The organism is Butyricicoccus sp. OF10-2 (genome assembly GCF_003481925.1).
In the GTDB taxonomy this organism is placed as follows: domain Bacteria; phylum Bacillota; class Clostridia; order Oscillospirales; family Butyricicoccaceae; genus Agathobaculum; species Agathobaculum butyriciproducens.
The window spans coordinates 1-12,516 of record NZ_QUMC01000033.1; the positions used below are offsets into that span (position 1 = coordinate 1).

13 protein-coding genes are annotated in these 12,516 nt (G+C 48.2%); 7 read left to right on the top strand and 6 right to left on the bottom strand.

Annotation, left to right across the window (positions count from 1 at the left end):
• Positions 1 to 622, bottom strand: a 622-nt coding sequence (locus DXB00_RS14040; protein ID WP_119215068.1) for a ParA family protein, incomplete at its 3' end; no start/stop codon positions are given.
• Positions 623 to 1,052: 430 nt separating this feature from the next.
• The gene (locus DXB00_RS14050) at positions 1,053 to 2,243 is read right to left on the bottom strand and encodes a hypothetical protein (RefSeq protein WP_119215070.1); all 1,191 of its coding nucleotides are present in this window, start codon (positions 2,241 to 2,243) and stop codon (positions 1,053 to 1,055) included.
• Between the two features lie 1,421 nt (positions 2,244 to 3,664).
• On the opposite strand from DXB00_RS14050, the gene DXB00_RS14065 reads away from it, so the two are divergent.
• On the top strand, positions 3,665 to 4,879 hold the full coding sequence (locus DXB00_RS14065) for a DNA topoisomerase I (protein ID WP_119215071.1): 1,215 nt from the start codon (positions 3,665 to 3,667) through the stop codon (positions 4,877 to 4,879).
• On the opposite strand, the gene DXB00_RS16490 is transcribed toward DXB00_RS14065, so the two are convergent.
• Complete coding sequence (locus DXB00_RS16490; RefSeq protein ID WP_158574459.1) at positions 4,866 to 5,027, bottom strand: hypothetical protein; 162 nt, start codon at positions 5,025 to 5,027, stop codon at positions 4,866 to 4,868. The genes DXB00_RS14065 and DXB00_RS16490 overlap by 14 nt on opposite strands.
• 66 nt (positions 5,028 to 5,093) lie before the next feature.
• Here DXB00_RS16490 and DXB00_RS14070 point away from each other — a divergent pair, with 66 nt between their 5' ends.
• Entirely contained in the window at positions 5,094 to 5,402 is a 309-nt protein-coding gene (locus DXB00_RS14070; RefSeq protein WP_119215072.1) for a plasmid mobilization protein, read from the top strand.
• Positions 5,403 to 5,441: 39 nt separating this feature from the next.
• Here DXB00_RS14070 and DXB00_RS14075 read toward each other — a convergent pair whose 3' ends face one another.
• The gene (locus DXB00_RS14075) at positions 5,442 to 5,633 is read right to left on the bottom strand and encodes a hypothetical protein (RefSeq protein WP_118481373.1); all 192 of its coding nucleotides are present in this window, start codon (positions 5,631 to 5,633) and stop codon (positions 5,442 to 5,444) included.
• A gap of 388 nt (positions 5,634 to 6,021) precedes the next feature.
• On the opposite strand from DXB00_RS14075, the gene DXB00_RS14080 reads away from it, so the two are divergent.
• The 4 genes from DXB00_RS14080 (at position 6,022) to DXB00_RS14095 (ending at position 9,894) form a co-directional block, all read left to right on the top strand.
• Positions 6,022 to 7,488 (top strand): ATP-binding protein, encoded by a 1,467-nt coding sequence (locus tag DXB00_RS14080; protein ID WP_119215073.1) that lies wholly within the window; start codon positions 6,022 to 6,024, stop codon positions 7,486 to 7,488.
• Complete coding sequence (locus DXB00_RS14085; protein WP_118481375.1) at positions 7,478 to 7,897, top strand: hypothetical protein; 420 nt, start codon at positions 7,478 to 7,480, stop codon at positions 7,895 to 7,897. The genes DXB00_RS14080 and DXB00_RS14085 overlap by 11 nt, the downstream gene beginning before the upstream one ends.
• A 145-nt stretch (positions 7,898 to 8,042) precedes the next feature.
• On the top strand, positions 8,043 to 9,338 hold the full coding sequence (locus DXB00_RS14090; RefSeq protein WP_119215074.1) for an AAA family ATPase: 1,296 nt from the start codon (positions 8,043 to 8,045) through the stop codon (positions 9,336 to 9,338).
• A 331-nt stretch (positions 9,339 to 9,669) separates the two neighbouring features.
• Positions 9,670 to 9,894 carry a DUF2188 domain-containing protein gene (locus tag DXB00_RS14095; RefSeq protein WP_118481377.1) on the top strand — a complete coding sequence of 75 codons (225 nt, stop codon included), beginning with the start codon at positions 9,670 to 9,672 and terminating at the stop codon, positions 9,892 to 9,894.
• A gap of 67 nt (positions 9,895 to 9,961) precedes the next feature.
• Here the strand turns inward: DXB00_RS14095 and DXB00_RS14100 are convergent, their stop codons facing one another.
• Together DXB00_RS14100 and DXB00_RS14105 are read right to left on the bottom strand one after the other, a co-directional pair.
• Positions 9,962 to 10,849 carry an Abi family protein gene (locus DXB00_RS14100; protein ID WP_199697306.1) on the bottom strand — a complete coding sequence of 296 codons (888 nt, stop codon included), beginning with the start codon at positions 10,847 to 10,849 and terminating at the stop codon, positions 9,962 to 9,964.
• A gap of 80 nt (positions 10,850 to 10,929) precedes the next feature.
• Positions 10,930 to 11,505 (bottom strand): recombinase family protein, encoded by a 576-nt coding sequence (locus DXB00_RS14105; protein WP_119215075.1) that lies wholly within the window; start codon positions 11,503 to 11,505, stop codon positions 10,930 to 10,932.
• Positions 11,506 to 12,080: 575 nt separating this feature from the next.
• Between DXB00_RS14105 and DXB00_RS14110 the strand changes: the two genes are divergently transcribed.
• Entirely contained in the window at positions 12,081 to 12,359 is a 279-nt protein-coding gene (locus DXB00_RS14110; protein WP_119215076.1) for a hypothetical protein, read from the top strand.
• The last annotated feature ends 157 nt before the right edge of the window (positions 12,360 to 12,516 follow it).

Sequence of the window (12,516 nt, forward strand, 5' to 3'; positions counted from 1 at the left end):
CGCCCATGTAGTCCGCGATCTTCTCGGTCAGCTCCTGAATGGTCTTGGTGACGCGGGTACGCTCGGTGCGCGTGAGCAGCACGCCGTCGATCCTGAGCGCCGGATTGGTATATTTCTTCACCGACTTGTAAGTATCATACAGCTGGGTGATGCCGGACGCCGCAAAGGTCTCCGCCATGGTCGGGATGAGCAGATAGTCGGCAGCCGTCAGCGCGTTCACGGTCAGCAGGCCGAGCGACGGCGGACAGTCGATGAGAATGTAATCGTATGCCTCGGCTACGCCGTTCTGCTCGTCACGCAGCTTCTCTCTGAGCGTCATCTCTTTGCCGACGTTGTGCAGCTCCTGCTCAATGCCCGCAAGGATGGTGTTCGCCGGAATGATATCGCAGCTGGGGGTGTGCTGGATGGCATCCCGCGCCGAGACCGTGCCCTTCATGACCTCGTACATGGTTGCGCTGTCCTGATTTTCGGCAGCTACCGACATCGACAGGTTGCCCTGCGGGTCGCAGTCGATCGTCAGCACGCTGAAGCCCTGCTTTTTCAGACCGGCCGCCAGTGTGCCTGTCGTTGTGGTTTTCGCAACACCGCCTTTCTGGTTGGCCAGTGCAAATATCGCAGACATGTTCTCCACCTCTTTCAACTTTGTAAAGTTATAACTGTTTAACGTTACTCTTATTATATACCTATGAAGTTATAACGTCAAGACTGTGTAACTTTATAACGTTATCTCTTTCTATAAGTTCAGAGATTCGTTCATATCGTGTATTTCTCACTCTTTTCTCTCCTTTTCTGTCAGGAAGATTGAGTAGTGAAGTTTGAATAAAGAAGTTTTAGTAGATAAGGATTTTAGTATATCAGCCTGTTTTGCATCTGCTCAAAAAGCATCTTGTCTTTCAGCATACTGCCTGTAAACAAAGTACCCTGTAAAATCAGGGTAATGGCATGGCAGACAAAGAAAAATGACGGCTTTTCTGCCGTCATCGGTGTTTGGGGATGGAAATATGATTTTCCGGGCACGACCATAAGCATGAGGTCAATCATGGCTTAAAAGGTTATTCGGTTTCCTGCGAATGGCGTTTTGCTTTTACGCGCTCGAGCCACTCCAGTTCCCAGTCGGCCAGCGGCTGCTCGGGTGTGCCGGTGCTGACTGGCTCGGCCTGCGAAGGCTGCAGCAGCTTCTGATGGTAGGTATACAGGGAAGTCTGTAAGTAAGCAACCGGGTTGTCGATGCGGTCGAAGTCGATCGTGACGCTGTTCAGAAAGCGTTCCATGCTTTCCTGAGAAATACGGCGGGAGATCTGCTCGCGATGCTCCTGCGTGACCGCAGCGCCCTTGATGAACAGCTTGTCTGCGTACTTGATGTTGCAGACTGCCGTTACGACCGTTCCGGTCAGCTCGTTTCCGAACTGACGGCGGAGCGCGTCGGCGTTGATCTGTTGCTCGATCTGCTTGCGCAGCCTGCGGCGGACGGCACGCGGCTTGTCCTTTTTGTTAACACATACGTTTTTACGGATGCGAGAAACCTGCGTTTTGATCTTCGCAAGGAAGCCGTCGATCGTGACCACGGTGGACACTGAGCCGTCGATGTGGTAATTGGTCAGATACGGCGTTTCCAGATCGGGCGTCTCGCAGAGCTTATATTCGTAGGTCCAGTGATTCTCCTGACCGGAAGGGAAACGGTGCTGCTTGAGCAGACCGGAAATCTTGAAGCGCTTCCAGAGCGTCGAGAAATGTTTTACTTTTTCCATGCAGAACGCGCGGATTCCCTCGGGACGGAGAACGAAGTCGGGAATCTTCATCAGATGGCTGACGAGGGCGAACAGTCCCTTGCTGGCAAGGGAAATGGTCTTGTCGCGCAGGACCGAGGTGGAAATGTTGGTGTAGTCGCGCTGCGCACCGGAAATGCAGGCAACATCACCGTTCGGGCGGTCAATGGACGGGGAATAGACGAAGTCGACCGGCGCGGACGGGTGCTGCATCAGGTTGTAGACATGGCAGAACGCACCATTTTCCGCCTGGGAGAAATAGTGCTGCAAATATCCCTTTTGCTTGAGTTCCTTCCACGCCGCATTCAGCAGGTAGGCGCTGTCCGAGCAGGCATAGCCGAGACGGCGCTTGCTGAGCGCGAAATCCGGCAGGCCGACAAAAGACTTGATGACGGCAAACAGACCCTTGGCCTCGAGGGAAAGCGTTCTGTCGCGCAGAACTTCGTTGTAGATTGTGGTGTAGCCAGCTGCGGACATTGCTTTCCCTCCTTTCCGATGGTCGATTTTTGCAGAAGAAACAAAAAATCGTCTGATGCTCTCACACCAGACGATTGAAAAACCATGTCTAAATTCGTATCAAAAATCGAAAATTCGTAATGTTGCACAAGTAAAATGTGCCGTGTTAAGCAGAAAAATTGATTTTTGTCGAAAAACGCGCGTCTTATTGACATAACCGCTTGTTGAATGTATAATGATTATACAGTAAGCGGTATGCGCCATTTGGCGCGTTACTGGTCTCAGGCTAGTGAGATCTTACCGCCCGCTGGTGTTGGTCGCACCAAGTGCGGATACCGTTTATCAAAGAGCTGATGTTTCCTAGGCATCGGCTCTTTTGCTTTTCCTGTAATTAAGAATACCATGGAAAATAAGGAATGTCAATCTTAATCAGGTGAAGTTGAAAAATACTCGGAAGAGTTGGGTTTTTTAGAATGAATCCGGGTTTTCCGGATATACTTGCAATACCGCCTGATATGCGGTATACTATCGGTAGGCAAAAGGAAATCAGTATATCCATACTGAACAGCGAAAAGCCCCGGAGGTCACGACTCCGGGGCTTTTCTTATCTTTTGGGAGCAGGCAGATCAAACCTGAGGATGGCTACCAGCTTACTTTCTGTCCATCCATTTGCAGATGTAGTAGGCTACTACGCTTGCCGCAACAGAGAGTATAAAGGAAATCAGCCAATCCATGCTGAACACCCCCTTCCTCTACCTGTATGGGGGTGGTAGCCTGTACAGTATAACATGGATGTCGAATTGCAGCAAGGAAAGCCGAATATAGGTACAGTAGGGGAGCAGATGTTTGACTTCTCGGAATAAGACTTTCTGATTCGGATATACTTGCAAAGCCTACTGATATGCGGTATACTATCAGTAGGCCAAAAGATGAGAGTGTCCATACTGGACACAAAAATCCCCCAGAGACGCAACCTCTGGGGGATTTTCTATTCCGTTTTGTAGCAGGTGGCTTAGGCCTGAGGCTGGCTACCGATTATTTATCTCCGTCCAACCATTTACAGATGTAATTGGCGATTACACCTGCCACAACAGAGATAACAAAAGATGAGAGAATTTCCATACTGGAACACCCCCTTCCTCTACCTGTATGGGGGTGGTAGCCTGTACAGTATACCATGGATGTCGGATTGCAGCAAGGAAAGCCGAATATGGTTGCAATGATTGCGGCTATGCAGTATACTTTTAATAAGAAATGGTGAAAGTGTCCATGGGGCACGAGAAAAGCTCCGGTGTTTCTGCACCGGAGCTTTTCTATTTGGGTAAGACTACATAAAGTTATAAAGTTACAAATTTATAACTGTTCAACGCTAAAACTTTGAATTGAGAGTCTATTAGAAGAAAAGGTTCTCTTTTCACAATATAACCGAAAGGAGCAGCGAAATGGTACAAAGATCGGTTTGCCTATGCGACGGAAAATACATCGGCATTGAGAGTATTTTCACAGTCATTGACGGAAAGCAGATCAATATTCCGGACAAGCTGTCCGCGCTTCGCGCTAGAAGCCGCAAAGGTGAGCTGTTTTGTCCATGCGGCTGCGGTGCAAACCTTATTCTCGTTGCTGGAGACAGAAACCTGCGCGCACAGCATTTCCGTCTGAAGGACAGCGCCAGACAGCACGAGTGCACTGCTGAGACCGAGAGACCGCACTCAATCTATTCCAAGATCGTGCTGAAATGCTGGCTGGATGAAAAGCTGAACGTGTCCGATGTGGAAACGCGGGTTCCCATCTGTCTGGTCGGAGACACGGCGCGGAAATACGAGTTTTCGTTTGTGTCGCGGACGAGCAAACTTGCGGTTAGTTACAGCTGTAACCGCGCGAATCTGTCAGACGAGAAGATGGAAATTCTCCGTGCGAACAGCAGCGGTATTCGATTGATTTATATTGTTGATGCGTTGAACAGCTGTGGCAACGGTCAGTATCCGGAAGCATTGATGAAAGTGCAGGAGCGGCAGGGATATTGTCTGTTGCTGGACGTCGAGGAGATGGAGTATTCCACGGCGAAGCTGTCTGCGGTTTTCTACGCGCAGGACTGTACCGGTCTGTGGCGTGAGATCGAGTTTGCAGCAGGCGCGCTGCGTGAATTTTCGATCAGCGAGTACGGACGGCTGCTCTATCAAAACGCGCCGCTGGCTGCTCTGTGTGAATGGAAAAAAAGCGAGTTTGAGCGCGAGGTACAGCAGGAAAAAATACGGCGAGAACAGCAGATGAAAGAGCTGCTTGAGCGTCCAGAGCGCGAGCAAAAGCAGCGGCCAAAACGAACGCAGACGCTGTCGGTCCGCAGACCGCAGAATACGAAAAGTGAGCGGCAGCGCGCGATGGAAAAACTGGTTCACGAGAAGGAAGAGGCCGGCCGCCGCGCGCAGAAAAAACAGAGAGAAGAAGCGTTTCGGCAGACGCTTGCGGAGCAGCTTTATCAGCAGGAAACGCAGGTCATTGACCCGGACGGAAACCGCTGGGTTAAATGCCGGTACTGCGGCCGGGTGGACAAAACGACAGCGTTTTCGTCTTATGGTGGACGCGGCAGTGTGAACCTCGGAACCTGCAAAATCTGTGATCGGAAGCCTGTATCGGAGCGCCGGTTTATTCAGAAATAGAGTATCGTACCTGTGAAAATTTTTCACGGTCTGCAGCAGCAGTTAGAGAAGAAAAAAGCAAGAAAACAGCATCTGTATGGCAAACAGAAATGTGCTTTACTATACTAAAGGTTAAAGATTCCGCAAGCATAAGGTTTTGGATAGCCACAAACCTGTTTCCTCAGTGGAATTTCCCCTGAAACCCCGAATAGCCACGACAAGGAGAAAATGAAAAATGAGAAAACGCAATCATCAGATCATTGTGCGTTTGGATGATGAAGAACTGCTCATGTTAAAGAGAAAAATCCACAGAAGCGACCTGACAATGGCGGAGTATTTCCGTCTGCTGATCGAAAATGGAGAGCTCAAGATGATTGACCAAGATGTTCAGCATGACATGCGGCGGAAGCTGCAGGGCATCGCTGTGAATATCAATCAAATGGCGCGGCTTGCGCACATCTCCGGCAACATTGATACGCAAACGCTCAAAAAGATTTCCGGGCAGCTTGAGAAGATCGAAGAAGAATTTGCAAAGCTGAGATAAAAAGCGGATGCAGTCTGATTTACAGTCTGCATCCGCTCTTTATTTTTCTGCTTCGGCTTTTGCCATTTCCTCGTCAATGAGACGGTTGATGAAAGCGTTAATAGACTCGCCATGTGCGGCGGCATAGGCTGTGATCACTTCCTTTTTTCCCTTCGGAACGCGAAAGCGCATCTCGTCGAATTTGTCCCGCCACTTGTCGTTTGCGCGGCGGCGTGCATCGCTGATCAGCATAATACTATCCCCTTATTCTGCTGTAAAAAATATAAAACTGATTTTATGCAATCTAACAATTGATGTACGCGCCCGTACATGATATACTATCATCAGAAGAATGAAAAACGGCAGCTGACAGAGGCGGCAACCCCTGTCAGCCTGCGCAGGTGAAGCAGCCACCTGTACAGCGAAAAATTTCAAGTTCGCACCGCAGTACCAGTATACCCTTTTTCTGAAATTATTGCAATTCGGCAGCGAGAATTGCAGCAGTTTTTCAATGGGATTTTGCGGAACATTTTTGACTGTGCAGGCTCTTATGGATCTGCACGTTTTTTATTTTCCTGCAACTGTGAATAGTGTGTTGTTCATAGTTGGATAACAATTTTCACAGGAGGAAAAAACAAAAATGTCAGCAAAAAAATTTGCGCCGAGACCGCCAGTTTTGTGGAATATTCTCGCCTCGCGGCGGCTCATTTTACCGGACATTCTGAAGGAACTCGTGGACAATGCTCTGTCGGCAAATGCCGGCGACGTAGCCGTATATTTAAGACAGGAGGACTGGCACCAGTATCAGCTGGAGGTGATCGATAACGGCGAGGGAATAGCGGAGGAAAGGCTGAGCGAAGTATTCGGCTGTGGCCGTGCAAAGCCGCAGAAGCTCGGCCGGTATAACCGCTTCGGCATCGGACTGAAAACCGTGCTCGTAAACTGTGACCCGAAAGGCAAAGCATGGGAGATGATCACCAAAACAGAGAACGGTACTGCTTTGCGAGTGGCGGCGCCGTACCGCGATTCAGTCATGCAATACGAGGCAGTCTCACTCGATGAGCTTCCGCACATGATGCGGACTTCGGGCACGAAGGTTTCCGTTCCTCTGCCGCATGAGCTGGTAGATCAGAACTGCCGCGACAGCAGGGAACTGGAAATGCGGATAGAGCGCATGATGGAGGAGCTGCGCGTTACTTATCTGCCGGTGCTGCTCGGCGAGACAGACTGCGGCGGCGGTCCGCAAAGGCAGAAAATACATTTCTTCTGGAAACCGCTGAACGGCCGGACGCGGATGTACAATCTGACCGGACTGGAGCCGATCTGGACGGACAACAGCAGGGAAGATGAGGCGCATTTTCTCCTGAACGGCGTCAGCGTACACGCCTCGTATCGCTACGGCGAGATTGAACCGGCACGGGGAAATTATCACTATTATCTGGGGGACAGATGGTCCGGAGGACTGATGGTCTATCTGAACGGCCGCCTGCTCCGGCACGGTCTGTTTGATGAGATATGGAAAGCGGAAGTGCTGATGCGGAATACCTTTCTTTTCGTGCTGTATCTTCAGGCAGAGCCGGAGGAGGCTGCACAGCTGGATTTTCTGGACGGCAGTATGCAGAATACAGACCCATACTGGCATGAGCTGCTGCGGTGGGTGCGCTGCGTGTGTCCGGAACCGCAGCTGTATATACGACATCCGTTCCCGGAATGGAAGGAGGTTATCATTTCACAGCTGGAGGAAAGACTGCATCAGTCAAACGGGGTAAAGAGCATGCAAAAGAACCCGAGGGAATTCTATGGGATGATAGATAGTCAGACCATCTATGTGCATCTGAAAAACGGCCGGACAATGGTGATTATTTATTATCCGATAGCTGAATACAGGTTTGACGTCGCGAAAATTGGCATGTTCTGTCTTACCGCCACAGGAAACGGACTGCACTTTGATGAACTGATCGTAATCACAGACGAGCAGAGCGAGCCAATCAAGCGAAAACTTGCGCTGCTGCGTGATTACTGGTATCAGGATATACCGCAGCCGAAAATCCGTCTGGTGCACTGGGCGAGCGTACTGTCTGACGAGGAGGAAGAAGATGAAGCATGAAATCGAGATTACGCGTGTGATCGCGCTGCTGGACGAGGTTCTGCTCGTGATATTCGAGGATAAGACGCTGCATGTCCATGATGTGGAACTCATCCGGAACCGTCTGCCGGATATCCAGCCGTTTTCCGAGCCGGAGACGGTGCAGGCAGTAGAGGAGAATCGGGAGCGATGTCTCGCTGCGTGGAGTAAAGAGATTGACGGTGCTGCCTGCGGCCGCACAGAAGAAACCGTTGAGGTGAACGTGGATGTTGATACGGACGTGCTGGAATTGACCGAGGAATGGTGCGTAAAAGCAAACGTCACCGCCGAGAAACTCATGCTGGCGCTGCTGCGCTTTGTGGCAAAGCCGGAAAACGAGGAGCTGTCTCGTCGTCTGATCGAACGCATGCAGGAGATAGCGGCAGAGTAAGGCATCACCCCGACGGATAACGTCAGAGGCGTTTTTTTAAATTTATGTTATCGCATAAATTTCAACATATATATCGAAAAATAGAAAATAACAATTGACATTTTACTGGTATATGATATAATTTTCTTTGGAAGGGGCGAAAAATATGGAAAACCTCATTCTGAAATCGCTTTCTGCAGAAAATTTTGCTTCCTTTGCCGAACCGATTACGTTTACCACGGAAGCGGATTTAAGCAAGAAAGAGTATATCGACAACACATTTGCTTGTGGGAATAGTCGATTTAATAAGGTTTCTTTCCTATATGGTGCAAATGGATCGGGAAAAACATTTTTCTGTAAGATAATCCGAGAAATTCAACGATTCCTGAGTTTTTCACCATTAGCCGTAATAGATGCTGCGCAGCTGATGGCGAGGCCAGAGTTTAAAAACATAGATGCACCTGTAAAAAAATTTGCATTCGATACGAACTACCAAGAACAGCCTACAAGGTTTGCAATTGAGCTAATTTTAGATGACATAACATATTATTATGCCTTTGCAGTTCAGGGACAAGAAATTGTTCACGAACTTCTTACAAAGAAATATCGACGGACAGAAAAATTGCTTGAACGTACATCATCGTCTTTTAAAGATATCACGCTTCGTTCAGAACTGAAAGGATTTGAGGATGTTAAGCGTATGGTTAAACCGGAAGCGTTATGTCTTCCGATTGCGGACCTGTTGAATAACCCGTTAGCTTCCAAAATCGTTTCTGCGATTAACGGAATAAAGGTGGTTAGCATGACGGCAGGTAAACTGCAACCGATCAATCCCAAAAAAACTTTTTCAGAGGATCGCCTTCACAAGTATCTCAATATCATTCGGACTGCTGATCCGACCCTTCGGGATATCAAGGTATCTTTTCAAGAAGAAGAGGTAGAGCATCAGAGAAATACTTCGGATGACTTTGAAAATCGAGAATCTATTGTAAAAACGACAAAGGTTGGCGTAGCATCACGCCATGCAGTATATGAGAATGGCAAAGAAACAACCAGTGCAGCAATTTCCTTCTTTAAGGATGAATCTCTGGGAACAGTAAAACTATTCACCGCGCTGCCATATCTTTTTGATGTTTTGGAGAACGGTGGTGCTTTAATTATTGATGAACTGGAAAACGGTCTTCATCTGTCACTGGCCAAGGAGATTATCCGGCTGTTTACCAATGAAAAAAGCAATCCGCATCATGCACAGCTGATTTGTACTTCTCATCAGCCGCTTTTAGTTGATGGAGAGTATCGACGAGATCAAGTATGGATCACTGCAAAGGATGATTGCGGCAAGAGCGTTTTACATCGAATGAGCGATTTGAAAACATCGCGAGCAAAGGTTAATTTAACCAATCGTATTCTGGAAAATGCATTTGGATGCAATCCAAGGCTGTTTTTCGACAATAACACATAAAATGAGAAAAGAAAAGACACCGAGCGGCAACTCGGTGTCCTGCGAGACGACAGAAGCACGGATTATGGTACTTTGTCACAATGCACGATTATTGTATCATGTTTGACTTCCGATTGCAATATGAGATCTGTGTCTAGAAAGGTAAAAAAACGCAATCTTTTCCCAATAGTGTGATTATAATAGATAATTTTTCTATAAATAGGAGGTCAGTATGACTATCAAATACAAATATTATATCTGCCGTTGCGGAAAACGTGTGATTCCCGTGACGAATCCGTCAAAGTGTCCGCATTGCGGACGCGTGACTCGTTTAAAGTGAGGAGGCGTACTTATGGGTAAAAATCAGCATGTAACACCTCATCCGGCAGGCGGATGGCAGGTGAAAGGAGAGGGCAATACGCGCGCTACGGTACGTACTGCCACTCAAAAACAGGCAATGGATATTGCAAGAGAGATCTCTCGAAATCAGCATTCTGAGCTAGTGATTCATCGCTCAGATGGACGCATCAGGGATAAGGACTCTCACGGGCATGATCCATTCCCGCCGAGAGGCTAAGAATAGACAGAGGGGGTATGTCGTACGGGCATACCCTCTCTGTTTTAAATACAAGCATCAATATATTTCATTTTTTGAACTCGTCCTGCCAATCTCTTGGAAATGCCAGATGATATAGGTCTATGTCATCTGCATATTCCTCAAACAGAGCAGTAATGGCGGGCATAAACTCGGTATTCCATTTATGGGAAGACGGATATAACGCCTTTACGGAAAGAATTTCACCCCATAGCCTTCTTTTCATGCGCTCAGGAATATCAAAACCAGAGGGTACGGCGGAGAATACTCTGAAATAGAGTCTGCCGTAATGAGCGCAAATATTACGCAAATCCGTACAGCATCTTAGCCAGCTGACCATATGACGGTAATCAGACCCGGCGAAAATCTTTTTATCTGCAGTAGTCAGATCATTGTAAAAATACGAAAGCATACCGAAAGTAAACAGCTCGCAGACAACCCATAATGGAAATTTTCCATCGTAGTGTTCGAGATGATGTTTAACAAATAGTACCTTTTTATTGTTTTCGATTTCACGATTAAGATTTGCCTTGAATTTTTCAGCATTGTGTTTCGAATTAAAGAATGAAGCATCGAGGTATCCGAGCGGTCCATATTTTTCGGAATGAAAATATGCAAGACGCGCTCGAAGGCTTATCTCAATAACCTCGATAGCAGAAAACAGAAGATTGCGAAGCTTCCGATCAAACTCATAAATATGGTAAACACGTTCGAACGACAGGTTTTTACCGTAGGTGCCGTCTTCGTTTTTGAATGGCAGCAAATAAGCTGATAAACAATAATAACCGATATGTTTTAATATTTGTTCACAAGCCGCATCATCTGTAATGATACAACCTCTGCTGCGCAGTTTTGTTATTTGTTCAGTATAAGAGCTGTGTTCTTTTATTTGTATGATATGAGATTCCCCAGATAAAAAATGTCTCCCCTGGGACACATCGTTGAGAGGTGTGGGGAGTCCTGTTACTTATTATAATATGCGTGACTTACGGATTTGTCAATCTAATTAACTTCAATTTAGAAGTTCTTCCTCCTCTTCCTCTCCCGAATCAGCGTAGACTTGCTGATACCGGTCAGCTTGACGACCTGCGTGTAAGAGTGGTTTTCGAGGAGTTCCATCGCATGGTCAAGCTGCTCGGTGTCGAACTTGGGCGGCCGTCCCTCGCGGAAATCGGGGTCGGTCGCGCGCGCAACCGCCTTGCCCTCCTGCGTGCGCTGCACGATCATGTCGCGCTCGAACTGTGCAAACGACAGCAGCACGTTGCGCAGGAGCGTGTTCACCGAATCGTTGGACAGGATGCCAAGGTTCAACACATTGATGGTGATGCCCTCGTCGATCATCTCGGTGATGAGACCGGACGCCTGCGACACCGACCGCGCCAGCCGGTCGAGCCGTGTCACGATCAGCACATCGCCGCGCCGCAGCTGCGCCCGCAGCCTGTCCCATTCCGGTCGATCCATCTTGGTGCCGGTGAACGTGTCCGTGTATATTTTTTCCGCGCCCGCCGCCGTCAGCGCCGCCTGCTGCGCGTCCAGACTGTTGCCGTCGCGCGCCTGCGTTTTGGTGGATACTCTCGCGTAGCCGAATATCATGCTAACCCCTCCGTTTTCACGGTTTTGACACCCATATTATAGCTTATGACACCTGGTTCTGCAACCGGTGGCATAAGTTTTGAATTTTGAACCCTTCCCTCGATTTTTTGGGGTCCATATTTTGAAGCCCTAAAGCCGAAAATCATGCGGTAAAAAACGCCCTCTCACAAAGGCGGTAGTACCGTCTATGTGAGAGGGCAAAATAAAACTGCGATTTGATTATCATTTGGCTTAATAATCGGATAAAACCGCGTAAAAAGCAGCCGCAATTATTTCATATTCCGCAATTCTGTAAATCCAATTACCGCGCCTCGGTAAGATAGGGCGGTAATTTCACGGTAAAAAGCGATCATTTGCGCGTGCAAACGATACTGTCAATACGCCTTCGTATTCTCACCGGAACATCTGAAATCAGACAGTATTTCAAAGCAAAAATGGTTCAAGCAGCCGAAAGGGCTTTCTGTGGTGACCATTCACTGCAAACCCCGCGCTGCTGCCGAGGCGGACAGGCAAGCCGGACTGTCATGTTTTTATCTGCGGAAACTTATCAAAATGGTAGAGGCGCCGCTGTATCTATGTGTATTTTACGTTTTTATGTTCCGGTCGATCTGTTCGTATCGCTGTTCGGCAACGATCCTGCTATGGTAAAGGTCAGCGGTGACACCATCATCATTGACCCGGATGCCAAGACCGAGGACGGCGATTCTTCGCAGATTCCGAATCCGCTGACCGTCCATAACTCCCTTGCAGAGCTTGCAAAGGCAGTCGGCTTTGACATCAAGGCGCCGACCGTGCCCGTAGAGCGGGGAATCAGTGAGACAGAGGTCGCGGCGATAGTCAGCAGCGCCTTATAAAAGAGTGAAGAGTGGAGATTTTCTCCACTCTTTCTCTTTTGCGGGTATACAGAAAAAGAGTGGAAAGTTCTTCACTCTCCACTCTTAAGGCAATACCGCATAATTGAACAAGAGTGATTTGCGAGTAAATTTTGCGTACTGACGAGGCGCAGTTTTG

Bases quoted from the DNA above. Each gene is read 5' to 3' on its own strand.
- DXB00_RS14050 (WP_119215070.1), bottom strand. From the start codon at position 2,243: ATGTCCGCAGCTGGCTACACCACAATCTACAACGAAGTTCTGCGCGAC.
- DXB00_RS14065 (WP_119215071.1), top strand. From the start codon at position 3,665: ATGGTACAAAGATCGGTTTGCCTATGCGACGGAAAATACATCGGCATT.
- DXB00_RS14070 (WP_119215072.1), top strand. From the start codon at position 5,094: ATGAGAAAACGCAATCATCAGATCATTGTGCGTTTGGATGATGAAGAA.
- DXB00_RS14075 (WP_118481373.1), bottom strand. From the start codon at position 5,633: ATGCTGATCAGCGATGCACGCCGCCGCGCAAACGACAAGTGGCGGGAC.
- DXB00_RS14080 (WP_119215073.1), top strand. From the start codon at position 6,022: ATGTCAGCAAAAAAATTTGCGCCGAGACCGCCAGTTTTGTGGAATATT.
- DXB00_RS14085 (WP_118481375.1), top strand. From the start codon at position 7,478: ATGAAGCATGAAATCGAGATTACGCGTGTGATCGCGCTGCTGGACGAG.
- DXB00_RS14090 (WP_119215074.1), top strand. From the start codon at position 8,043: ATGGAAAACCTCATTCTGAAATCGCTTTCTGCAGAAAATTTTGCTTCC.
- DXB00_RS14095 (WP_118481377.1), top strand. From the start codon at position 9,670: ATGGGTAAAAATCAGCATGTAACACCTCATCCGGCAGGCGGATGGCAG.
- DXB00_RS14105 (WP_119215075.1), bottom strand. From the start codon at position 11,505: ATGATATTCGGCTACGCGAGAGTATCCACCAAAACGCAGGCGCGCGAC.
- DXB00_RS14110 (WP_119215076.1), top strand. From the start codon at position 12,081: ATGTGTATTTTACGTTTTTATGTTCCGGTCGATCTGTTCGTATCGCTG.